This is a genomic window from Staphylococcus sp. FSL H8-0121 (assembly GCF_038008425.1).
GTDB lineage: Bacteria > Bacillota > Bacilli > Staphylococcales > Staphylococcaceae > Staphylococcus > Staphylococcus pasteuri.
This window is the reverse complement of record NZ_JBBOZB010000003.1, coordinates 52152-76657: the sequence shown is the minus strand read 5'-3', so window position 1 is coordinate 76657 and position 24506 is coordinate 52152. Positions and strand designations below refer to the sequence as shown.

Annotated in this window: 23 protein-coding genes; 20 read left to right on the top strand and 3 right to left on the bottom strand. The window is 30.8% G+C overall.

The genetic code is table 11. The annotated features are described in order from the left end of the window. Nucleotides 1–153: 153 nt before the first annotated feature. The 3 genes from tarB (at nucleotide 154) to tagD (ending at nucleotide 2837) form a co-directional block, all read left to right on the top strand. Nucleotides 154–1248, top strand: coding sequence for a teichoic acid glycerol-phosphate primase TarB (tarB, locus tag LFT63_RS10635; protein WP_340769108.1), 1095 nt, complete (start codon nucleotides 154–156; stop codon nucleotides 1246–1248). After that, a complete protein-coding gene (locus LFT63_RS10630; RefSeq protein WP_340769107.1) occupies nucleotides 1245–2312 on the top strand; it encodes a glycosyltransferase family 2 protein in 1068 nt (355 codons plus the stop codon). Before tarB ends, LFT63_RS10630 begins: the two co-directional genes overlap by 4 nt. Before the next feature lie 126 nt (nucleotides 2313–2438). Beyond that, nucleotides 2439–2837, top strand: coding sequence for a glycerol-3-phosphate cytidylyltransferase (gene tagD / locus LFT63_RS10625; protein WP_002451030.1), 399 nt, complete (start codon nucleotides 2439–2441; stop codon nucleotides 2835–2837). A 60-nt stretch (nucleotides 2838–2897) separates the two neighbouring features. On the opposite strand, the gene pbp4 is transcribed toward tagD, so the two are convergent. Beyond that, nucleotides 2898–4184, bottom strand: coding sequence for a penicillin-binding protein PBP4 (pbp4, locus tag LFT63_RS10620; protein ID WP_017637206.1), 1287 nt, complete (start codon nucleotides 4182–4184; stop codon nucleotides 2898–2900). A 191-nt stretch (nucleotides 4185–4375) separates the two neighbouring features. Between pbp4 and LFT63_RS10615 the strand changes: the two genes are divergently transcribed. The 12 genes from LFT63_RS10615 to LFT63_RS10560 all read left to right on the top strand — a co-directional run bounded on the left by LFT63_RS10615 (nucleotide 4376) and on the right by LFT63_RS10560 (nucleotide 17489). After that, the gene (locus LFT63_RS10615; protein ID WP_017637207.1) at nucleotides 4376–6103 is read left to right on the top strand and encodes an ABC transporter ATP-binding protein; all 1728 of its coding nucleotides are present in this window, start codon (nucleotides 4376–4378) and stop codon (nucleotides 6101–6103) included. A 550-nt stretch (nucleotides 6104–6653) separates the two neighbouring features. Beyond that, nucleotides 6654–7883, top strand: a complete 1230-nt coding sequence (locus LFT63_RS10610; protein ID WP_340769104.1) for a NupC/NupG family nucleoside CNT transporter — start codon at nucleotides 6654–6656, stop codon at nucleotides 7881–7883. A 493-nt stretch (nucleotides 7884–8376) separates the two neighbouring features. Further along, nucleotides 8377–9210 (top strand): YitT family protein, encoded by an 834-nt coding sequence (locus LFT63_RS10605; protein ID WP_029056421.1) that lies wholly within the window; start codon nucleotides 8377–8379, stop codon nucleotides 9208–9210. Nucleotides 9211–9428: 218 nt separating this feature from the next. Further along, the gene (locus LFT63_RS10600; RefSeq protein WP_017637210.1) at nucleotides 9429–10229 is read left to right on the top strand and encodes an ABC transporter ATP-binding protein; all 801 of its coding nucleotides are present in this window, start codon (nucleotides 9429–9431) and stop codon (nucleotides 10227–10229) included. A gap of 45 nt (nucleotides 10230–10274) precedes the next feature. After that, nucleotides 10275–11279 (top strand): FecCD family ABC transporter permease, encoded by a 1005-nt coding sequence (locus LFT63_RS10595; RefSeq protein WP_340769226.1) that lies wholly within the window; start codon nucleotides 10275–10277, stop codon nucleotides 11277–11279. After that, a complete protein-coding gene (locus tag LFT63_RS10590) occupies nucleotides 11276–12292 on the top strand; it encodes a FecCD family ABC transporter permease (protein ID WP_017637212.1) in 1017 nt (338 codons plus the stop codon). Before LFT63_RS10595 ends, LFT63_RS10590 begins: the two co-directional genes overlap by 4 nt. Before the next feature lie 116 nt (nucleotides 12293–12408). Beyond that, a complete protein-coding gene (gene dhaK, locus LFT63_RS10585) occupies nucleotides 12409–13377 on the top strand; it encodes a dihydroxyacetone kinase subunit DhaK (RefSeq protein WP_017637213.1) in 969 nt (322 codons plus the stop codon). 29 nt (nucleotides 13378–13406) lie between these two features. Then, on the top strand, nucleotides 13407–13985 hold the full coding sequence (gene dhaL, locus LFT63_RS10580) for a dihydroxyacetone kinase subunit DhaL (RefSeq protein ID WP_340769100.1): 579 nt from the start codon (nucleotides 13407–13409) through the stop codon (nucleotides 13983–13985). Then, nucleotides 13985–14347, top strand: a complete 363-nt coding sequence (gene dhaM, locus LFT63_RS10575) for a dihydroxyacetone kinase phosphoryl donor subunit DhaM (RefSeq protein ID WP_017637215.1) — start codon at nucleotides 13985–13987, stop codon at nucleotides 14345–14347. The genes dhaL and dhaM overlap by 1 nt, the downstream gene beginning before the upstream one ends. 115 nt (nucleotides 14348–14462) lie before the next feature. Continuing rightward, nucleotides 14463–14963 carry a hypothetical protein gene (locus LFT63_RS10570; RefSeq protein ID WP_017637216.1) on the top strand — a complete coding sequence of 167 codons (501 nt, stop codon included), beginning with the start codon at nucleotides 14463–14465 and terminating at the stop codon, nucleotides 14961–14963. 254 nt (nucleotides 14964–15217) lie between these two features. Further along, nucleotides 15218–16285, top strand: coding sequence for a YkvI family membrane protein (locus LFT63_RS10565; protein WP_017637217.1), 1068 nt, complete (start codon nucleotides 15218–15220; stop codon nucleotides 16283–16285). A gap of 154 nt (nucleotides 16286–16439) precedes the next feature. Continuing rightward, entirely contained in the window at nucleotides 16440–17489 is a 1050-nt protein-coding gene (locus LFT63_RS10560; protein WP_017637218.1) for an alpha/beta hydrolase, read from the top strand. Nucleotides 17490–17619: 130 nt separating this feature from the next. Here the strand turns inward: LFT63_RS10560 and LFT63_RS10555 are convergent, their stop codons facing one another. Further along, complete coding sequence (locus LFT63_RS10555; protein WP_046466422.1) at nucleotides 17620–18126, bottom strand: GNAT family N-acetyltransferase; 507 nt, start codon at nucleotides 18124–18126, stop codon at nucleotides 17620–17622. Nucleotides 18127–18250: 124 nt separating this feature from the next. Between LFT63_RS10555 and LFT63_RS10550 the strand changes: the two genes are divergently transcribed. From LFT63_RS10550 to LFT63_RS10530, 5 genes are all read left to right on the top strand, one after another. Further along, the gene (locus LFT63_RS10550; protein WP_340769096.1) at nucleotides 18251–19174 is read left to right on the top strand and encodes an NAD(P)-dependent oxidoreductase; all 924 of its coding nucleotides are present in this window, start codon (nucleotides 18251–18253) and stop codon (nucleotides 19172–19174) included. Between the two features lie 13 nt (nucleotides 19175–19187). Beyond that, entirely contained in the window at nucleotides 19188–19862 is a 675-nt protein-coding gene (gene graR, locus LFT63_RS10545; RefSeq protein WP_017637221.1) for a response regulator transcription factor GraR/ApsR, read from the top strand. Continuing rightward, a complete protein-coding gene (locus LFT63_RS10540; protein WP_017637222.1) occupies nucleotides 19855–20895 on the top strand; it encodes a sensor histidine kinase in 1041 nt (346 codons plus the stop codon). Before graR ends, LFT63_RS10540 begins: the two co-directional genes overlap by 8 nt. A 192-nt stretch (nucleotides 20896–21087) precedes the next feature. Next, on the top strand, nucleotides 21088–21849 hold the full coding sequence (locus LFT63_RS10535) for an ABC transporter ATP-binding protein (protein WP_340769094.1): 762 nt from the start codon (nucleotides 21088–21090) through the stop codon (nucleotides 21847–21849). Continuing rightward, nucleotides 21839–23728: an FtsX-like permease family protein gene (locus LFT63_RS10530; RefSeq protein ID WP_029056430.1), complete on the top strand. Its 1890-nt coding sequence runs from the start codon at nucleotides 21839–21841 to the stop codon at nucleotides 23726–23728. Before LFT63_RS10535 ends, LFT63_RS10530 begins: the two co-directional genes overlap by 11 nt. 75 nt (nucleotides 23729–23803) lie before the next feature. On the opposite strand, the gene LFT63_RS10525 is transcribed toward LFT63_RS10530, so the two are convergent. Beyond that, the gene (locus tag LFT63_RS10525) at nucleotides 23804–24193 is read right to left on the bottom strand and encodes a DUF1398 domain-containing protein (protein ID WP_117239528.1); all 390 of its coding nucleotides are present in this window, start codon (nucleotides 24191–24193) and stop codon (nucleotides 23804–23806) included. Nucleotides 24194–24506: the final 313 nt, after the last annotated feature.

The following is a 24506-nucleotide window of genomic DNA, read 5'->3' as shown; positions in this document are numbered from 1 at the left end:
GAATATCGTAATTTGAAGAGTAAAGCAGACTGACTTTAAAGGTTGGTCTGTTTTTTTATGTTAAATGTAAAGAAAGGATAATTATTTTCTATCAAAGTAGGAATCGTTTATAATTTATAAATAACAATAAATCAGTATAAAGACGGTGAAAAGATGAGAGTTTTAATTAAAAAAATATATATGTGCGTTATTGCTATATTTAATTTGCTGTTTAGAGGATTCAAGGTTAAACAGAAAAGCATAGTTGTAATGATGACTTTTCCTAATGATATGTTGCCGATTATAGAGAGATTATGTGCTAAAGGTTATCGTTTAACAGTGATTACTACTGATAAGCACCGTCACCATATTCAAGATTTACCTAATGTCACATATATCAAGGCAGGTAATAAGAATGTTATTGCACACATTAAGGCTTTAAGTACAGCAAAAGTGATTCTAATTGATACGTATTATTTAATGATGGGCGCATACCATAAAAAGCAAAATCAAACAGTGATTCAGACTTGGCATGCTTCTGGAGCATTAAAAGATTTTGGATTAACCGATCATCAAGTTGATTTAAATAATCCTAGTGTAGTAAACCAATATAAACGTGTGTATAATGCAACAGATTATTATTTGATTGGTGCCGATGAAATGGGGCATTGTTTTAATGAATCATTTGATGCGCAACCTTCTCAGATGTTACGTTTTGGTCTTCCAAGATTATATAAATATTTAAAAACAGATATAAACAAAGCTCAAAAAAGATTGAAAGATCAGTATGGTATTCAAGGTAAATTAGCAGTATACTTGCCGACTTATAGAGAAAATCATCAAGAAAATCGCCAAATTAATAAGGAACATTTCAATAGTCAATTGCCTGAATATACATTAATAAGTCATTTACATCCATCAATTTCTAACCATGGAACAACACAAGACATTGATACTACATCATTGCTTATTATGGCTGATATCATTATTAGTGATTATAGCTCTATTCCGATAGAAGCAAGTTTACTTAATAAACCAACACTATTTTACGTCTATGACGAAACAGAATATGAACATGTTAGAGGGCTTAATCAATTTTATTATGATATTCCTAATGAATATAAAGTGGCAACAGAGGAAGAATTAATTACTAAAATTCAACAACAAGATAATCAATTAAAGCCGTTATTTAAAAATTGGCATAAATATAATACTAAAGAAACATTGAATCAAGTTATAAATTATATAGATAAGTTGGTGAAAGAATGAAATTAGCTATTATTATACCTGTATATAATGGACAGGATACAATTAGAAGGGCTATTACCTCTATTGATACAGAAGCTGAATTTGAAATTATTTGTGTCAATGATGGCTCTACAGATAACACAAAACAAGTATTAACTGAATTGCAAAAGGAATATCCAAATATTAAGGTAATACATCAAGATAATCAAGGCGCTGCTAGAAGTCGTAACGTAGGCTTAGCAGCGATGGACGATGATACAGAGGCATTTATGTTTTTAGATGCGGATGATGAGTATTTACCGAGTCGTATTGATGCCATGACAAAAACATTTGAGAATCACAGTGAAACGGATATTGTAATTGGTCAAATTGGACGAGATGTTCATGGTGAATGGAAAGTATTTCCAACACATGAGGAAATTAAAAGAGATGAAGTGGTTACATTAGAACGTAATCCTGAAATTCTACAATCGATTGGACCAGGCGGGAAACTATTCAGTGCTCGCTTTGCTTCACTAAGATTTGATGAAGATGTTGTATTTTGCGAAGAACATACTTTTATGGTGAGAGCATATTCAAAAGCACGTGATATTAATCTCATGTCTATTATTGCATATGGTTATAATGAGCGAGAAGGTTCAGTTACAGATCGTCGTGCAGATACATTTTTACCTTATATGGAAGATGCAATGAAAGTACGTCAACGTGTAATGGAATTGTTATTACTAATGAATGAGAAAACATACTATAGTTATCGAATGGATAATTTAATCGTAAGTTATTTAATTCAAGCGCATTTATTAAAAAATAGCGCTATTACATCATCATTTATCGAAAGTGTGACGCAGTATATTAAATTGATGCAAGAGACACATTATTCTGGAGATGCCATGTTTAGAATAGTAGAAGCGGTAGAACAAGGTGCGACACATTGGACTAAGCCTCTATATCATCAATGGAGACGTGCTCTATTAGAGGTGGGAATTGGTAGACCCGGATATATTCGATTTTTGGCTCAAATATTTCCAAAAAAATCAGCATTTTCAAGTAAACAAAAATTAAAACAAATACTAAATAAATCATAAGAAAAGATTATTTAATTTTTAAATAAAGAATTACTTTTTGTTTAATTAATGGTAAGCGTTAATAATTTATGCTACATTAAGAATATAAATTTTCATTAAATATTTAGTTAAGGAGAATCACGTATCATGAAACGAGTAATTACTTATGGTACATATGATTTATTACATTATGGACACATTGAATTATTAAGAAGAGCACGTGAAATGGGAGATTATCTTATCGTGGCTTTATCTACTGATGAATTCAACCAAGTGAAAAATAAAAAATCATATTATGACTATAACCAACGTAAAATGATGTTAGAATCAATCCGTTATGTAGACCTAGTTATACCAGAAGATGGTTGGGGTCAAAAAGAAATTGATGTTGAACGTTTCGATGTCGATGTTTTCGTTATGGGACACGACTGGGAAGGTGAATTTGATTTCTTAAAAGATAAATGTGAAGTGATTTATCTTAACCGTACAGAAGGTATTTCTACAACAAAAATCAAACAAGAATTATATGGAAAAGACGCTAAATAATTTCCTATATAATAAAAAGGACGATTGTCATGGCATTTAGCCAAGACGTCGTCCTTCTTTTTATTTTTTACGAATAGCTTGAAGAATAAGGTGAATTACGATGGCTAGGACAATAACTATACCTAAACCAAAAAGTATTGCAATGATAGGGTGTGTCTTCCATGTACTTTTAGCAACTGTTGTCGCTTCGTGTACAATCGGTTTATGCACTGATACTGAAGGTGGACCATCTTGTTTTGTTATGAATTGACGGTCATAGTCAGCATGTACTTTTCCATTTTTGATTACTAATTTATAATCTTTTTTAGAAAAGTCTTTTGGTAATACATCATAAAGATCTTTTTCTACATAATATGTTTTACCGTTAATTTTTTGTTTTCCTTTTGATAATATTTTTTCATATTTGTATTGATTATATGAACGCTCCATAAGTGCGTTACCCATCATATTTCGTTGTTTTTCTCCGCCTACATGTTTATAGTCCCCAGCACCTAAAATGACTTGATTAATTCTAAAACCATGGCGATTGGTAGTAATTGTATGGTTGTAATCTGCTGTATCACTTGAACCCGTTTTTAAACCATCTGTTCCTGGTAAGCTCATATCAGCACCATCTAATGAATGATTAAATGTATAGTACGTCACACCGTGTGTCGTTGGTGATAGTTGTTTTGTGAAATGTAATATTTTAGGTGTATCTTTAATAACATGTTGATCTAAAATAGCATAATCACGAGCAGTTGTTGTATTATTCTCAGTATCTTTATATTTGGAAGGTGCAAAACTTTTTAAACGTGAATTCTCAGCTCCTGTTGGATTAACATAATGGGTGTCATTCATTCCAAGTTCTTTGGCTTTTTTATTCATTAAATCAGTAAAATCATTTACATTTCCTGATACTTGTTCACCTAAAATTAAAGCAGCCGCATTACTTGAATTGGATACAGTAATTTGAAGTAAATCTGCAATAGTCCATTTCTGACCTGGATAAAGTTTGGTATTACTTAATTCTGGAAGTGTAGACATTTGATATTCGCGATTAGTCATTTTTACTTCATCATTTAGTGATAGTTTTTTATCTTTTACCGCTTCTAAAGTGAGATACATCGTCATCAATTTAGTCATAGAAGCGGGATACCATTTTTTGTCTTTATTATATTCATATAAAATTTGTCCATTTTGACTAACATTAATAGCACTTTCAGGTTGATATACTTCGGTTACATTGTATCCACCTTCGTTTGCAGCTTGAACTGGAGTAATATCATTATTCTCTGCATTAGCAAAAGGTGTTATAATGTGTATTGCGAAGAACATAGTTATAATGAGTATAAAGATTTTTTTCATGATTTCTTTCCTTTATCTGTTATTTTCGACTAACATATTTTATCATACACATTATTTAAGAGGTATATGTATGATTTAAAATTTTTGATATTTGATTATAATTGATAAAGACTGATTATTTGGGATGTCAGAATGTTTTAGTAAGATTGAGCAGAATTTGAAATATGAATTTTAATAGAAGAGGTATTATTATGAAACAAACTAACCCTTTATTCTTTTTATTTAAACGGCTCACTTGGCCAATTGGGTTAATCATAGCGGCAGTTATTATTACTTCATTAGGAAGTTTGAGTGGATTATTAGTTCCTCTATTTACTGGGAGATTAGTAGATAAATTCTCAGTAAGCACTATGAACTGGAATCTCGTAGCCATTTTTGGTGGTATTTTCTTACTTAACGCTATTTTAAGTGGTGTAGGATTATATTTACTAAGTAAAATTGGTGAAAAGATGATTTATGATATCCGTTCATTATTATGGGAACATATCATTCAATTAAAAATGCCATTTTTTGATAAGAACGAAAGTGGTCAACTGATGAGTCGTTTAACAGACGACACAAAGGTGATAAATGAATTTATATCTCAAAAGCTACCTAATTTATTACCTTCTGTATTAACTTTATTAGGATCATTAGTTATGTTATTTATCATGGATTGGAAAATGACGTTATTAACATTTATTACAATTCCGATTTTTGTACTTATTATGATTCCTTTAGGTAAAGTAATGCAGAGAATTTCAACTAATACACAAACTGAAATTGCTAACTTTAGTGGTTTACTTGGTCGTGTATTAACTGAAATGAGATTAGTTAAAGTGTCTAATACGGAAAGACTAGAATTAGATAACGCTCATACTAATTTAAATGAAATTTATCGATTAGGTTTAAAACAAGCTAAAATTTCTGCTGTTGTACAACCTATTTCTGGTGTAGTGATGTTGTTAACAATCGCTATTATTCTTGGTTTTGGTGCATTAGAAATAGCGACAGGCGCTATTACTGCCGGAACTTTAATTGCGATGATTTTTTACGTAATACAATTATCTATGCCTTTAATCAATCTATCAACATTAATTACAGATTATAAAAAAGCTGTCGGAGCAAGTCATCGTATTTATGAAATTATGCAAGAACCTATCGAACCAACTGAAGCTCTAGAAGAATCAAAAGATATTGAAATCCATGATGGCGAAATTTCGTTTGATAATGTCAATTTCAAATATGATGTAAAACCTATCTTAGACAACGTTTCATTTAATATTCCTCAAGGGCAGGTAAGTGCATTTGTAGGGCCTTCAGGTTCTGGTAAGAGTACCATTTTTAATTTAATTGAACGCATGTATGACATAGAAAGTGGTGACATTACTTATAATGGAACTAGTATTTTTGATATTCCATTATCTAAATGGCGTACAAAAATTGGTTATGTTATGCAATCTAATTCTATGATGAGTGGTACGATAAGAGACAATATTTTATATGGTGTGAATCGTACTGTAACTGATGAGGAACTTACAAAATATGCTAAATTAGCAAACTGTCATGAATTTATTATGCAGTTTGATGAAGGATATGATACGTTAGTTGGTGAACGAGGACTTAAGCTATCTGGTGGCCAAAGACAACGTATTGATATTGCACGTAGTTTTGTTAAAAATCCAGATATTCTCTTGCTTGATGAGGCTACAGCTAATTTAGATAGCGAGAGCGAGTTGAAAATTCAAGAAGCTTTAGAAACATTGATGGAAGGTCGTACAACAATTGTTATTGCACACAGACTTTCTACAATTAAAAAAGCGGGTCAAATTATCTTTATTGATAAAGGTCAAGTGACAGGTAAAGGTACTCATAGTGAATTAATGACATCACATGAAAAATATAAACACTTTGTCACATCTCAAAAGCTTGCTGATTAAGATCAATGAGGCTGGGACATAAATCCTAGAAAAATAGCCAGTAAATGAGTTTATCCAAAAAAACTCATTTACTGGCTTCTTTATTTATAATACTTCGTATTATCGGCTCGCTTTCTTAGGGGACAGCTTCAGCCTGTAGTCTTCAGCTTGTCCTGTTCCCTCAAGAGTCTCGCCATAAATACTACGTATTTATACATTGGAAAACACCATGAAAAAATAAGGACCTTTCGTGTAATTTAATAAACATCACTAAACTAAATTAAAGAAATTCCTTATGTATAAAAATTTTTATATGACTCAACTTACACTACTATTGGAAACTTCAGTTCTTATTCCTACAAATAATATGTCATGATGTGTTAATGAAATTCAAGTTGATAATGAAAATATTTATTTTAAGTCAATTTTACAAATGGTATAATAAATTCAATAATCTATACTCTGTTTTGGGAGTGACAATTCACTTTGTCATAGAGTTATACATATTTAATAAGTTGTTACTTTAGCAAAAAACGTTTTTTGGAAAATTAAATAAATAGGTGGGTGTTAGATGTTTTTATTGATTAATATCATTGGGTTAATTGTTTTCCTTGGTATAGCAGTATTATTTTCAAGATCACGAAAAAATATACAATGGAAATCAATTATTATTTTAGTCGTATTGAACTTATTCCTAGCTTGGTTCTTTATATACTTTCCATGGGGGAAAACTGGAATTAAAGCAGCAGCAAATGGAATTTCCTGGGTTATACAATCAGCAAATGAAGGTACAGGATTTGCATTTAATAGTTTTGTTTCTAATAAACAAATGGATATGGCAGTAAGTGCTTTATTCCCGATTCTTTTAATTGTACCGCTGTTCGATATATTAATGTATTTTAATATCCTTCCAAAATTAATCGGTGCAATTGGTTGGTTACTCGCTAAAATTACACGTCAACCTAAATTCGAATCATTCTTTGGAATTGAGATGATGTTTTTAGGTAATACTGAAGCATTAGCTGTGTCTAATGAACAATTGAAACGTATGAATGAAGTGCGCGTCTTAACTGTAGCTATGATGTCAATGAGTTCAATCTCAGGTGCGATTGTTGGTGCATATGTTCAAATGATTCCTGGTGAATTAGTATTGACTGCTATTCCTTTAAACATTGTGAATGCAATTATCGTTGCATCAATTCTTAATCCAGTTACTGTGGATGAAAAAGAAGATATTATTTACAGTATTAAAAATGATGAAATTGAAAAACAACCTTTCTTTTCTTTCCTAGGTGATTCTGTATTAGCAGCAGGAAAGTTAGTATTAATTATCATTGCTTTTGTCATTAGTTTCGTAGCATTAGCTGATTTAGCCGATCGTCTTATTAATTTAATTACTGGTGGTATTGGTCATTTAATGGGATTAAAAGGTAGCTTTGGTTTAAACCAAATTCTAGGTGTATTTATGTATCCATTTGCATTATTACTTGGACTTCCTTTTGATGAAGCTTGGTTAGTTGCACAACAAATGGCGAAAAAAATCGTTACAAACGAATTTGTAGTTATGGGTGAAGTGTCTAAAACGATTAACACACTTTCACCACATCATAAAGCAGTCATTTCAACATTTTTAGTTTCATTTGCTAACTTCTCCACAATTGGTATGATTATCGGTACGTTAAAAGGTATCGTAGACAAGAAAACATCAGATTTTGTATCAAAATATGTTCCTATGATGTTATTAGCAGGTATTTTAGTTTCATTATTAACAGCTGCATTTGTAGGTTTATTTGCTTGGTAAGATAAATTGATAACACCTCCTATTTTGGGATGACTTTCCAAAATGGGAGGTGTATTTTATATCAAATAAAATAAGGAATCATGATAAAAGCCAAGTATAGTAAGTGAGGACACACTTCTTATACTTGGCTTTTATGGGAAATGAATATTAATGTACTTGTAACGGTAAGGACTAGGTACTGTTACAGTACTTCGAGCAAAATTTGTTTTGTTACTATAAACAACATAAAGGAGATAACTTCTTTACTAAAGAAGTTAATGTAAGTATAACAAAGAAATAGTGAAAAGTAAATTAAAAATTCTGAAAATTTAAAATTTAGTTAACACACTCATCTCAGTAATTAAAATGAAGTTTCTTACTTATAAAAATTATGGTTTTAAACATAAAATACTCAAAATACGAATTATTTATAGAAGCGGTGTTGTAGGAGGATATGTGCGTGTGCTAACATTTTGTTAATCATAAAAAAAAATAATAATAGGGATGTGGTTGCTTGAAGAGATTAGTAAGAGATTTAATCTTAGTTATAATTGGATCATTTATTTTTTCAGCAGGCGTCAATGCATTTATCATTTCTGGTAATTTAGGTGAAGGTGGCGTTACTGGTTTAGCTATTGTTTTATATTATGCTTTCCATTTATCTCCAGCCATAGTTAACTTTGTAGTTAATGCAGTTTTAATTGTTGTAGGATATAAGTTTTTAAGTAAACGTAGTATGTATTTGACCATTGTAGCAACTGTCCTAATTTCTGTATTCCTAAGTTTAACTGATTCTTGGCATATTGAAACAGGCAATGTCATTGTCAATGCAGTTTTTGGTGGCTCATGTGTTGGTTTAGGTATTGGAGTAATTGTTTTAGCTGGAGGAACTACGGCTGGAACAACAATTTTAGCTAGAATTGCACATAAATATTTAGATGTGAGTACACCTTATGCTTTATTATTTTTCGATTTAATTGTAGTAGTGATTTCTTTAACTGTTATTTCAATAGATCGTGCACTAGTTACAGTTATTTCACTTTATATAGGTACTAAGGTCATGGAATATGTAATAGAAGGTTTAAATACTAAGAAAGCGATGACGATTATTTCAAGTAAACCAGAAGAAGTGGCTAAAGCGATTGACGAACAAGTTGGTCGTGGATTAACTATTTTAAATGGACATGGATATTATACTCGAGAAGAGAAAGATGTACTTTATGTAGTTATTACTAAGACACAAGTATCACGTGCTAAAAAAATCATTAGAAATATTGATCATCAAGCATTCCTTGTTATTCATGATGTGAGAGATGTATATGGAAATGGATTCTTGATAGACGAATAAAAAAGTATTTATAAGACCGCTTTAAGTCATTCTAGTTAACTTAAAGTGGTTTTTTTAATTGACAATTTATAATAAATCATGAATTTATTAGTCAAAAAATAGTGGAAATGTTATAATAACCATTATGATAATGATTATCAATTACATTGATATTAAAAATATAAAAGTACAGTTATCTTTTCTGAATATAAAGTAATTTTTTAGAAAGTAGGGGAATTATGAGTCGTTTAAATGGTGAACAAGTAACAATTGGTTATGGCGATACGACTATTATAAATAATCTAGATGTTGAGATTCCTGATGGTAAAGTGACATCAATTATAGGACCAAATGGTTGTGGAAAGTCTACTTTATTAAAAGCACTCTCTCGTTTACTATCCGTAAAAGATGGATCAATTAATTTAGATGGAGAAAGTATTCATTCCCAATCTACGAAAGAAATCGCTAAAAAAATAGCGATTTTACCACAATCACCAGAAGTTGCTGATGGTTTAACAGTAGGCGAATTGGTTTCATATGGCCGATTTCCACATCAAAAAGGCTTTGGTCGTTTATCTGAAGAAGATAAAAAAGAAATTAATTGGGCATTGGATGTTACTGGAACATCAGAATTTAGACATCGTTCAATCAATGACTTAAGTGGTGGTCAAAGACAGCGTGTGTGGATTGCAATGGCTTTAGCACAACGTACTGATATTATCTTCTTAGATGAGCCAACAACTTATTTAGATATCTCTCATCAATTAGAAATATTAGAATTGGTTCAAAAATTAAATGAAGAACAAGGTTGTACCATTATTATGGTGTTACATGATATTAACCAAGCTATCCGTTTCTCAGACCATCTTATTGCTATGAAAAAAGGAGAAATTATAGCTAATGGAGAAACTAATGAAATACTAACTAAAGACATTTTAGAGCAAGTGTTTAACATTGATGTTGTATTAAGTGAAGATCCTAGAACAGGTAAACCACTATTAGTTACTTATGACTTATGTAATAAATCATACTCATCATAAAAAGTAATAGATAAATATAAATCATATAGAAAAGGTATGAATATAATGTTAAATCCAAGCAAAAAGGGCAATGTTAAATTTATCTCTTATTTAATAGGTGGAATAATAGTGCTAGCAATAGCGCTATTTTTATCTATTTTATATGGTGATGCCAAAATTAATATTCCAACTATAATAGATGCAATTTTCAACTATAATCCAAAAAACCAACAACACAATGTAATAAGTGAAATTAGAATACCTAGAGATTTAGGTGCTATATTAGTAGGTATGGCTTTATCCGTTGCAGGTGCAGTTATTCAAGGCGTAACGAAAAATAGTTTGGCAGATCCAAGTTTAATTGGATTAAACTCTGGCGCTTCATTCGGATTAGCACTGACATATGCCTTTTATCCAGAAGCGCCTTTTACATTACTAATGATTGCAGGATTTCTTGGTGCATTATTAGGTGGAACAATTGTATTAATGATTGGCCGCTCAAGAAAAGACGGATTTAATCCTATGCGTATTATTTTAGCTGGTGCAGCTGTAAGTGCTATGTTAACAGCATTAAGTCAAGGTGTAGCACTCATATTTAGATTAAACCAATCTCTTACATTTTGGAGTGCCGGTGGTGTATCAGGTACAACATGGTCTCAAATTATATGGACTGCGCCTATCATTATAATTGCATTACTTATTATTCTTACGATGAGTAAACAATTAACGATATTAAACTTGGGAGAATCTTTAGCTAAAGGTTTAGGACAAAATGTAACAGTAATTCGTGTTGTGATATTAGTTTTATCAATGATACTTGCTGGTGTCGCTGTTTCAATGGTAGGACAAATTGCATTTGTAGGTTTAATGGTGCCACATATTGTTAGATTTTTAATTGGAACTGATTATGCTAAAGTGTTACCTCTGACTGCTTTATTAGGTGGTATTTTAATGTTAGTAGCTGATATGTTAGCAAGATATTTAGGTGGCGCGCCTGTAGGTGCAATTATTTCATTTATTGGCGTTCCTTACTTCTTATATTTAGTTAAAAGAGGGGGACGTTCTATATGATAGACAGTAAGTTAAGACGCAAACAAATCATCACGTTTATTACGTTTGTAATATTAGTCTTTTTAGCTTGTACGTGGAGCGTGGCCTCCGGTGAATATAATATACCAGTAAGTAAATTCTTTAAAATATTGACTGGTCAGGGTGACTATACAGATACACTCATTTTGGTGGATTTTAGACTGCCTCGAATGTTGATTACTATTTTAGCAGGAGCTGCTTTAAGTATGAGTGGCGCAATTGTTCAAAGTGTCACGAAAAATCCGATAGCTGAACCAGGTATCTTAGGTATTAATGCTGGTGGTGGTTTTGCTATTGCCTTATTTATTACGATAGGACAAATAAAACCTGACAATTTTGTCTATGTATTACCAATTATTAGTGTCATAGGTGGTGTAGCAACTGCGTTAGTTATATTTATGTTTAGTATTAATCAGCGAAATGGTGTCACACCTTCAAGTATGGTATTAATTGGTGTAGGTATGCAAACTGCATTATATGGCGGTTCAATCACTTTAATGTCAAAATTTGATGAAGATCAATCTGAATTTATTGCTACATGGTTTGCAGGTAATATATGGGGAGATGAATGGATATTCGTCGCTGCCTTTTTACCATGGATTATTGTGATATTACCTTATTTATTTTATAAATCTAATGAACTTAATATTATTAATACACACGAACATGTAGCTAAAGGATTAGGCGTTAAAGTGGGCAAAGAACGTATGGTGTTATTCTTTGTTGCAGTCGTACTTTCCTCAGTAGCTGTTGCAGTGGCTGGTTCTATATCATTTATTGGATTAATGGGACCACACATAGCTAAACGAATCGTTGGTCCACGTCATCAATTATTTTTACCAATAGCAGTACTAGTTGGCGCATTCCTATTAGTATTCTCAGATACTTTTGGTAAAGTTATTTTAGAACCAACTGGCGTACCAGCGGGTATTATAGTCGCTATTATTGGAGCACCTTATTTCTTATATCTTATGTATAAAACTAAAAGTGTATAAATTGTGTGAAAAAGAGTGAAGTCTTTAGGAGGCTTCGCTCTTTTGTTATGTATATTGTTAACGTTTTCTAAAAGGGTTGATTTATAATAGACATGAATGACAAAGGAGGGCTAACAATGAAGAAACTAATTAAAGATAAACAAGACTTTTTAAGTGATATGCTTGATGGATTTTTAATTGCACATCCTGAGCTAGATATTATTGAAGATACAATCATTGTTAAAAAAGATAAAAAGACATCAGGTGTAGCACTCGTTTCAGGTGGAGGGAGCGGTCATGAACCTGCACATGCTGGATATGTTGCACAAGGTATGCTTGATGCTGCGGTATGTGGTGAGGTATTTACTTCTCCAACGCCAGATAAAATTTTAGAAGCTATTAAATATGTTGATACTGGTGATGGCGTATTATTAATTGTTAAAAATTATGCTGGAGATGTAATGAATTTTGAAATGGCTCAAGAAATGGCCGAAATGGAAGATATTAATGTAGATATGGTTGTTGTTAAGGATGATATTGCTGTATCTGATGTAGAACAGCGTCGTGGAGTTGCTGGTACAGTCTTCATTCATAAATATGCGGGTTATTTATCAGAGAATGGCGAGTCGTTAGCGGATATTAAATCTAAAGTTGAAAATATATTACCTACTATTAAAAGTATTGGAATGGCATTAACACCCCCAATGGTACCAACAACTGGTAAATATGGATTTGATATAAATGAAAATGATATTGAAATTGGTATTGGTATTCATGGTGAAAAAGGACTACATCGTCAAAAAATGGAGTCTATTGATGACATTGTGAAGCATTTAGGTGATGCATTGTTAAAAGAAGTTGAGACTGAGAATGTTATCGTAATGGTCAATGGTATGGGTGGCACACCATTGTCTGAACTGAACATTACAACGTCATATATCAAAAAATACTTTGAGGCTCAAAATGTAAATGTGAAACATTGGTATGTGGGAGATTATATGACATCATTAGATATGCAAGGATTTTCAATCACAATCGTACCTTATTCTGAAAAACTCCTAGAAGCATTACTTGCACCAACGACTAGTCGATATTTTAACGCTTAATCAATAAAAAATAACAAGGAGGACTAATAATGGATATTAATACAACGAAACAACACTTATTAGAATTAAAAAATACGTTTAAAGAACAAGAAGATACATTAACAGAACTTGATAGAGCTATTGGTGATGGAGACCATGGTGTAAATATGTTAAGAGGATTCGAAAATTTAAAAGATAAAGTAGACGACAGTTCAATGAAAAATTTATTTAAATCTACTGGCATGACACTAATGCCCAATATTGGCGGTGCCTCAGGGCCCTTATACGGGTTTAGTTTTGTTAAAATGGCAGAAGTCGTTAGTGATGATATTGACCACGATAACTTAGTAACTTTACTTGAAACATTTACCGAAGCTATCGCTAAACGTGGCAAGGTTGAACTAAACGAAAAGACAATGTATGATGTTGTAGCACGAACATTCGAAGCGGTTAAAGCAGACGAAAAAGTTAATTTAGAGCGACTACAAAGTTTTGCAGACGAGACTATTGATATGGTTGCAACAAAGGGACGTGCTTCATATTATAAAGAGGCTTCTAAAGGATATATGGATCCGGGCGCACAAAGTATGGTTTATGTTTTAAATGCATTAATAGGAGATGAAAGATAATGACGACAATTGTAATCATTAGTCATAGTGAAGCTATAGCTAATGGCACTAAAGCATTATTACAACAAATGGCATCAGATGTTAATGTAGTAGCTAATGGTGGTGTAAATGGAGATATTGGTACATCTTTTGATACAGTACAGCAATTAATTAATGGACTAGAAGAAGATGCATTATGCTTTTATGATATTGGATCATCAGAAATGAATATTGATATGGCTATAGATATGTATGATGGGCCATATAAAATTGTTAAAGTAGACGCGCCAATAGTAGAAGGAAGTTTTACAGCAGCAGTTAAATTATCAATAGGTGGAAGTATGTCTGATGCTCTTGATGAAGTAAAACAAACATCATTTTAAATGAAATTATCATTTATTAAGTTGAATTTTATTTTTTGAAATGAAAGTTAAGATTATATGTGATATGATTAATATTAAATGTACGATAAAATCTGGCTAATAGGAGGACATTGCTATGCAACATCTTATAAAAAAACATGTATTGAATGGCGAGTTTGATTTAGTAAGACAATTAATGTCCGAAACAGATTTTATGGAATTTGAAGAAGCATATATTTCAAGTGCACATGAAGTAGAAAGTATGATGTTCTATACTTGTATTTTAGATATGATGAAAGTGGAAGAAACACCTGAAATGCACGATTTAGCATTTTTACTTCTTGTTTATCCACTTAGTGACTATGAAGGTGCTTTACACTCTGCTTATTATCATGCAGATTCATCCATAAAACTTACTGACGGAAATGAAGTTAAAAGCTTATTACAAATGCTGTTACTACATGCAATTCCAGAGCCTGTTATTTCTGATAAAAAGGCTTTTGATATAGCTAAACGAATTCTTAAATTAGATCCAAACAATAATGTGGCTCGTAATGTATTAAAAGATACAGCGAAACGCATGGACAACGTAGTAGTTGATATTAATGAGTTAAATCAACACCGCGATGCTCGTTAAAAATCTAATATTTAGACTTATTTTTGTAAATACCATTGAATTGTGTAAAATCAATTCAGTGGTTTTTTTAATAGTAAATAAATTGTTTGAATGTTTAGAAAATTTAAAATTTGAATTTAGGGAATATCCGAAAATGCTTGATATCAAAGTCTAAATTGGGAATTTAAGCTATTTTTAGCTACATGGATTGGGTTGCAATTAAAAAGCAGTACGTTATAATTCAACGTGTGTAAAATGAAGGAGGTTATTTTTTCATGGGGCTGAATAAAGAAGCTGTCAAAATTGGTTTCGCCTATGTCGGCATAGTAGTCGGCGCAGGATTTTCAACCGGTCAAGAAGTAATGCAATTCTTCACACCGTATGGCTTATGGTCATATATTGGTGTATTATTATCAGGTTTAATTTTAGGTTTTATAGGTAGACAAGTAGCTAAAATAGGTACGGCTTTTGAAGCTACAAACCATGAATCAACGCTACAATATGTATTCGGTGAAAAATTCAGTAAAATATTTGATTACATTCTTGTGTTCTTTTTATTTGGAATTGCCGTTACAATGATTGCTGGTTCAGGTTCAACATTCCAGGAAAGCTTTCATATTCCTGTTTGGCTAGGTGCTTTGATAATGACAGTTGTCATTTACGGCACACTATTACTTGATTTCGATAAAATTGTAAGAGCTCTAGGAATTGTTACTCCATTTTTAATTATAATAGTAGTATTAGTAGCAGTGTATTATTTATTTAATGGTTCAGTGCCATTAAGTGATGTTAATCAAACAGTAGATAAACCAAGTGTTATATTTGGTATTTTAAAAGGTATCCAATATGGAGGACTCGCCTTCGCGGTAGGATTTAGTACAGTTGTTGCTATTGGCGGTGATGCATCTAAACGAAAAGTATCAGGTGCTGGAGCATTATTCGGTGGTATTGTATACACAATCTTACTTGCATTGATTAATTTTGCATTACAAGCAGAATATCCAAAAATTAAAGATGCTGCGATACCTACATTAAACTTAGCGAATGCAATTAATCCTTGGATTGGTTTAGTATTAACTATTATTATGCTAGCTGTAATGTACAATACAATCTTAGGTTTATGTTATTCATTTGCTGCACGATTCACAGAACCATATAGTAAGAAATATCATCTATTTATTATTATCATGATGATTGCTGCTTATATTTTAAGTTTCGTAGGATTTGCAGACTTAATTAATTATTTATACAACATCATGGGAATTGTTGGTTTATTTATAGTTGTTGCAGTGCTTGTAAAATATTATAAACGTAAAAGTGATGATAAAGATCATATTGCTTAATTATAAAAAAGTAAATGCACTTTACAATTGAATATGATTGATTTAACCTTAAAAGCAATTCATCTTATTCAATTAAAGATGAATTGCTTTTTTTAAATAAAGTTAAGATTTTAATTTATAATATAAGTAAAGTTTTATGAGGGGACAATCAATCATGAAGGCAAAACATAAATGGTTGTTTATTACGATATGTGTTATTTTAATCGTTAGTGTTTGTATAGGACTACTATTAAAAAAACATTATGATCAAGAACATAATCACCAAAATAAAGAAAAAGTCCAAATAAATAATAAAAATGTTAAATTATTGCAAAATATTTCATACGGCCAAGGTGTTCCAAATAGTAAATTGGATATTATTATGCCATCAGACATGAGTAAAGATAGTAAATTACCTGTTATTTTTTGGATGCACGGTGGTGGCTTTATTGCAGGAGATAAACAATATAAAAATCCTTTATTATCTAAAATTGCTGAACAAGGTTATATTGTTGTCAACGTCAATTACGCTTTAGCACCACAATATAAATATCCAACACCAATTGAACAAATGAATAAGGCTGTTAAATTTATCAAAACTAATGAACATGATTTACCAATTGATTTTGATCAAGTGATTATTGGCGGTGATTCAGCTGGTGCACAATTAACTAGTCAATATGTTGCAATGCAAACAAACAAATCATTAAGAGATGAAATGAAATTTGAACCAGAATTCAAACCTTCACAAATTAAAGCAGCGATATTCTTTGGTGGTTTCTATGATATGAAAACTGTAAAAGCGACAGAATTTCCGAGAATACAATTATTTATGAGAAGTTATACTGGTATGACAAATTGGGAAAGTAATTTTAAAAATTTATCTCAAATGTCCACAATAAATCAAGTGACTAATAAATATCCACCAACTTTCTTATCTGTAGGAGATGCAGATCCTTTTTATAGTCAAAATATTGATTTTTATAAAAAACTTAAAGAAAAAGATGTACCAGTAGATACATTATTTTATAATGGGTCTCACCATTTACATCATCAATACCAATTTCATTTAGAAAAACCTGAGTCAAAAGAAAATATTAAGCGCGTCTTATTATTTTTAAGTAGAAATACTTCTTCTTCAGGTGTTGAACGTAACAATGAATCAAACACAAATGGAAACAATAATATAAACCAAGATGTTCAATTAGATCCATTTAGTGAATAGTTATTATAATGAAAATACCGTTAAAACACTTAAAATATGTGTTTTAACGGTATTTTCTATACATGATGGAATTTTACTTTACGTTGTTTAAATATGTTTTATGATAATATTTAATATACGAAGATTAGAATTAATTTAAAATTTTGGCCATCACATATTCATTGTAATATTTATTATTAATAAATAACTTATCCTTTAATTCGCCTTCAATTTGGAACCCAGTACTTTTAAACAAATTGACTGCACTATCGTTTTCTGTCACAACAGTAGCTTCGATACGGCGGATATTGTGGTTGAGTGACCAAGCTTCAATTGCATTAATTAAAGCTTGTCCAACACCATGTTGTTGATAAAGTTTTTTAACACCTAAATAGATGATAGCTTCATGGCGTGTTCGTTCATATGTTTCTGTTCCTACAAATGCATAGCCAACAAGTTGTTCATCACTTTCAGCAACATAAATGGCTTTAGATGAAGAAGTAATATAATCTTCTAATCTTTTAATAACTTCAGAAGTAGTAGGTGCGTATTCACCAGGGTTGTAGAAAGTAAATTCAGATTCATCATAAATTTTGGTAAGTAATTCAATAAAATTGTCTACGTCTTTTATACTAATTTCACGAATAGCGTGAGGCATGAAAACACTCCTATATTCATTTAAGTTTCGATTACTTCTATATTATAATATAAATAAGTTAAGATTGCTTTAAATCGTGCAATAATACAGTTGGAGTGTAGATTATACACAAGGGAGTTAAAATATGAAACCAAAAGTACTTTTAGCAGGCGGAACAGGATATATTGGGAAACATTTAAGTTCAGTTATTGAAGAAGATGCTGAATTATATGTATTGTCCAAGTATCCTAAACCAGAACATGAAGCTACGACAAATATGACTTGGCTACAAAGTGATATTTTTAATTATCAAGATGTGGTTGAATCTATGAAAAATATTGATATAGCTATTTTTTATTTAGATCCAACTAAAAACTCTGCAAAATTGACACAAGCGACGGCGCGAGATTTGAATTTAATTGCTGCTGACAATTTTGGAAGGGCAGCTGCAGTAAATCAAGTTAAAAAGCTAGTATATATACCAGGAAGTCGTAATGATAATCAAACGATTGAACGTTTGGGTGCATATGGTGTGCCTGTTGAACGTACACAATTAGAAATAAAACGTCCACATATTAATGTTGAGTTACAAGTTTCAAAGTATGATGATGTCAGAACTGCGACGAAAATAGTGCTTCCTAAAAAATGGACGCTCAATCAAGTTGTAGAATACTTTTTTAATTGGCTTGATAAAACGAGAGGTACAATTGTAAAGACTTATAAAAGTAATGATTATTATTATATTTATGTTAAAAATAAAAATAAGCCTTTAGCTATATTAAAAAGAATGATTACTGAAAAAGATTTAATTACATTGCAATTAGTTGGTGGAAGATTAGTTAAATCGAATGCGAAGAAACAAGGGAAATTAGAGTTCCGTCTATTAAAAGGTAATGCAATTGTTTTAGTACATCTATTTGATTACATTCCGAAAATGTTTTGGCCTGTGTATTATTTTGTACAAGCACCATTACAAGGAATGATGATGCGTGGATTTGAAGTAGATTGTCGTATCAAACATTTCCAAGGATGTATTCAATCAGGAGAAAAAATCAAATATACAAAATAATTAGGTGATTCGTATGCAAATTTTATTAGTTGAAGATGATAACACACTGTTTCAAGAATTGAAAAAAGAATTAGAACAATGGGATTTTAATGTTGTAGGGATAGATGATTTCAGCAATGTTATGGATACTTTTGAAGCATTTAATCCTGAGATAGTAATATTAGACGTACAATTACCGAAATATGATGGTTTTTATTGGTGTAGAAAAATGAGACAAGTATCTAATGTACCCATTTTATTTTTATCATCTCGTGATAATCCAATGGATCAAGTCATGAGTATGGAATTAGGTGCAGATGATTATATCCAAAAACCATTTTATACTAATGTGCTGATTGCTAAATTACAAGCTGTTTATCGCAGAGTGTATGAATTTGGGGTTGAAGAAAAACGTACTTTAAACTGGCAAGATGCTACCGTTGATTTATCGAAGGATAGTATTCAAAAAGGGGATAAAGTCATTTTCTTATCTAAAACTGAAATGATTATCTTAGAAATGTTAGTTAACAAAAGAAATCAAATTGTCTCACGAGATACATTGATTACTGCTTTATGGGACGATGAAGCCTTTGTTAGTGATAACACATTAACTGTTAATGTAAATAGATTAAGAAAGAAGCTATCAGAAATAGGGATGGATAGTGCTATTGAAACCAAAGTAGGTAAAGGGTATATGGCTCATGAATAACTTTAAATGGTTTTGGTTGTTTTTTAAATCACGTATAAATTGGATTATATGGATTGTATTTATCAATCTTGTTATGCTAGGCATTTCATATATCGATTATGATATTTCTGCTGATAGTGTATGGTATATTGTGGTGCTTAATTTAGGTATGAGTATCATATTTATTATCATTACTTTCTTTAAAGAATCGAGATTGACGAAGCATTTTGAAAAGAACAAAGAAATTGAAGAAATTAAACATAAAGACTTGGCTGAAACACCATTCCAACAACAAATAGTAGATTATTTATATCGTAATATTACTACTCAAAAGGATAAGGTTTTAGAACAACAAGTACAAATCAATAATCACGAACAAAGTATAACTGAATTTGTTCATGATATTAAAACACCTGTTACAGCATTGAAATTAATCATCGACCAAGAACAAGATGCTCAACGTAAACAAGCATTATTATATGAATGGTCGCGTATCAATGAAATGTTAGATAAACAATTATATTTAACACGTTTAGAAACACAAAATAAAGATATGTATTTTGACTACGTTTCTTTAAAAAGAATGGTTATTGACGAAATTCAACTAACACGACATATTAGCCAGATAAAAGGTATAGGTTTTGAATTGAATTTTACTGATGATTTTAACGTTTATACAGATTTGAAATGGTGCCGAATGATGATAAGACAAATCTTATCTAATTCACTGAAATATAGTGAAAATAATATGATTGAAATAAGCGGTAAATTAACTGATAACCATATTACACTAGAAATTAAAGATCATGGACGTGGCATTAGCCAAAAAGATTTGCCTCGTATCTTTGATAGAGGTTATACGTCCACGGCTAATAGAAATGAGACGACGTCATCAGGCATGGGGCTATATTTAGTGGATAGTGTTAAATCACAATTAGGTATTGAAATTAAAGTAGATTCTGTTGTAGGTAAAGGAACTACATTTAGTCTCATATTCCCACAACAAAATGAAGTCATTGAACGCATGTCTGAAGTGACAACATTGTCATTTTAAGCATGCGTTTTGTTATTCATTATTAGTACATTTGTAATAAGGAATCGTTATAATATAAAAGTGAAAATATAAAAGAGGTCGGGGCAAAATCCTGCTTTTGGGTCGTCGTTAATCAAGTTTCCCAGAGCACAAGAACTTTATGTTTCAACCTCATTGCAATGTGATTGAGCAGTGATTATTAGGAGTGTTAACGTGACAATATTAGAAGTAAATCAATTAACTAAAATATATGGAAATCAACATTCTTCTCAAGAAATACTACATGATATTAATTTGTCAGTTGATAAGGGCGAATTTATATCGATTATGGGTCCTTCAGGCTCTGGCAAGACAACGCTATTGAATGTACTTAGCTCTATAGATTATGCTACACAAGGATCAATAAAATTAAATGGTCAAGCGTTGGATAAATTATCTAATAAAGATTTATCTAATATACGTAAAAAGGAAATAGGTTTTATTTTCCAAGATTATAATATCTTACATACATTAACAGTAAAAGAGAATATTATGCTACCGCTATCTGTTAAGAAAATACCCAAACAAGAAATGAAGAAACGGTATGAAAAAGTTGTAGAAGCTTTAAATATTAAGGATATTAGTGATAAATATCCTTCTGAACTTTCAGGCGGTCAAATTCAAAGAACTTCTGCAGCAAGAGCGTTTATTACAAATCCTTCCATTATATTTGCTGATGAGCCAACAGGAGCGTTAGATTCAAAAAGTACGCAAGACTTATTAAAAAGATTAACTAAGATGAATGAATTATTTAATACAACAATTATTATGGTTACACATGATCCTGTAGCCGCAAGTTATTCGAATCGTGTAGTGATGTTAAAAGATGGAAGGATATTCACAGAAATATTCCAAGGTGAAGATAATAAACAGACATTTTATAATGAGATTATTAGAACACAAAGTGTGCTTGGTGGAGTGAATTATGACCTTTAAAGAAATTGTTTTTAAAAATTTCCAACAAAAATTTTCACATTATGCGATTTATTTATTTTCATTAGTAATTAGCGTAGTCCTTTATTTTAGTTTTATCACTTTAAAATATGCACATCATTTATATGGAAAACAAAATTATCCAATTATTAAAGAAGGATCGCAAATAGGTAGTTATTTTCTTTTTGTACTGATTATCGTATTTATTTTATATGCGAATCTATTGTTTTTAAAGCGACGTGGACGTGAATTTGCATTGTTTCAAACGATTGGTCTTTCTAGATTTAATATTATGCAAATGATTATGATAGAGCAGTTGCTTATATTTATAACTACTTCTATTTTAGGTATTATTATAGGAATCTTTGGATCAAAAATATTGTTAATGATTGTATTAAGATTACTTGGAATTAATATCACCGTATCAATTATCTTTAGTGTATCGGCTATAATACAAGCACTTCTATTAATTTTAGTTGCGTACATATTGACTGTTAGTCAAAGTTATCTTTATATAAGAAGACGTTCCATTACAGAATTAGCTTCAAATATGACAAAGCGAGAAATTAATCACAATCAGTTTACTATTGGTGATTTAATTTTAGGGATACTAGGTATCATTATGATTCTGTTTGGTTATTATCTATCTACCAGAGTTGTAGAACATTTTAATGGCTTAATTCAACCATTTGTTATTCTAATTTGTACCGTCATTGGTGCATATTTCTTCTATAGAAGTACAGTTTCGTTAATTTTTAAAGCAATTAAAAAGATAAGACAAGATACTGTAAGTATTCATGATGTAATGTTTACTGCTCCAATTATGTATCGTATTAAGAAAAATGCATTTTCTCTTACAGTTATGACTATTATTTCTGCAATAACAGTATCTGTATTGTGTTTTGCAGCTATCAGTAGAGGTACGTTAACGAATGAAGTACTACTAAATTCTCCACATGATGTCACGTTAAAAGATAAAGATAAGGCTAATGAGTTAGCTTATGAGTTAAATAATAAAAATATTAAACATTTTTACAACTATAAGGAAGTTGTATATAGCAAATTATTTAAAGACAAGTTGTTCGAAAAAGGGATTGCTAAACCTTATGAAGTAGCAGTAACGAGTGATAAATATATACCTAATGTTGAAGTATCTAAAGGATATACTGATATTATTGCACCTGAAGGTAAAGTCAGCGATATGATGAAATACAAAAAACATGGTGTAACCAAGTTAGGTACAAAACAACACTCAATAAAAGTTAAATTATACAAAGAAATTAATCAAATATATTTCATGAGTGATGTAGACTTAGGTGGACCAACTTTAGTTTTGAATGATAAAGACTACCAGTATTTAAGAAATCATACTGAAGCAAAAGATATTGTATCCCAATACGGTTTTGATATTAAGCATAAAAAAGATATGCCGGAATTACAAAATGCTGTTAAAAATGTGGATAAGAATATTGAAACTAGAAGTGAAGCTGCAAGTGAAATTTCAAGCTTAACAGGAGTATTATTATTTGTTACATCATTTTTAGGGGTTACTTTTTTAATTGCTGCCGGATGTATTATCTATATTAAACAAATAGATGAAACTGAAGATGAAATAGAAAATTATTCGATATTACGGAAATTAGGTTTTACTTATCAAGATATGGCAAAAGGTTTAAAACTTAAAGTATTCTTCAACTTTGCTTTACCTTTAGTGATTGCATTATTACATGCTTACTTTGCTTCTCTAGCATTTATGACATTATTAGGTTCTACAAACCAAACACCAATTTTTATTGTCATGGCAGTATATACAGCTATTTATGCTATATTTGCATTGGCAGCATATAACCATTCAAAAAGAACAATCAGGCATTCAATATAGAATATAAAAAAGGATTTCATTAACACCGTTTATAAGACGCTGTATGAAATCCTTTTTATATAATAATTAATATTGCTATTGAGGTATTTGTTCACTTACAATCGTTTGTTCATTTAAATCAATGTATGAACAAGTACCTGCATTAATATCAATATCCCATTTATATATACCAGCTTGTGCCATTTCTTCACAAAAAGTAGGGAAATCTGTATCCCCATTTTGATGACGTTTAAGTATATCTTTGACGCTACTAGAATGAGAAGACGTTGCCACATCATGTGTCGCTTTAACACCATTTGTAGTAATCGTTTGTTTCTCGGTATTAACATATGTTGATGTACCTTGTTGAATGTTAACGATGTTTGTTGTCATCCCCATATCTTTAAAAGCTTTAAATAGCTTTGGAAAATCTGGTCCAGTATATTTACTATGTGCATCTTGAATCGCTTTTAATGTAAATTCCATTGTAGTCTCCTTTGGTTAAGTATTGTTATTATAAAATGGTAGGGATATAATAGCAAAATTTATGATCCATAATTAGTTCATGGAAAATAATTGAAAGTCATTATATAAAACGTTAAATTATAAAGTGGAATTGTCATTATACCCGTTTTGGGCATAATGAAGAAGGTATGTAAAATTTTAATTGCGTATTTGTTAAGAATTTGTAAATTGAATTGTAGTTATGTAAATTTTGTGATATTTTCAAGTAGGAACAAAACGCAATTTATTTGAACGCAAACATCATTGCTTATAACTATGATTTACAAAATATTTA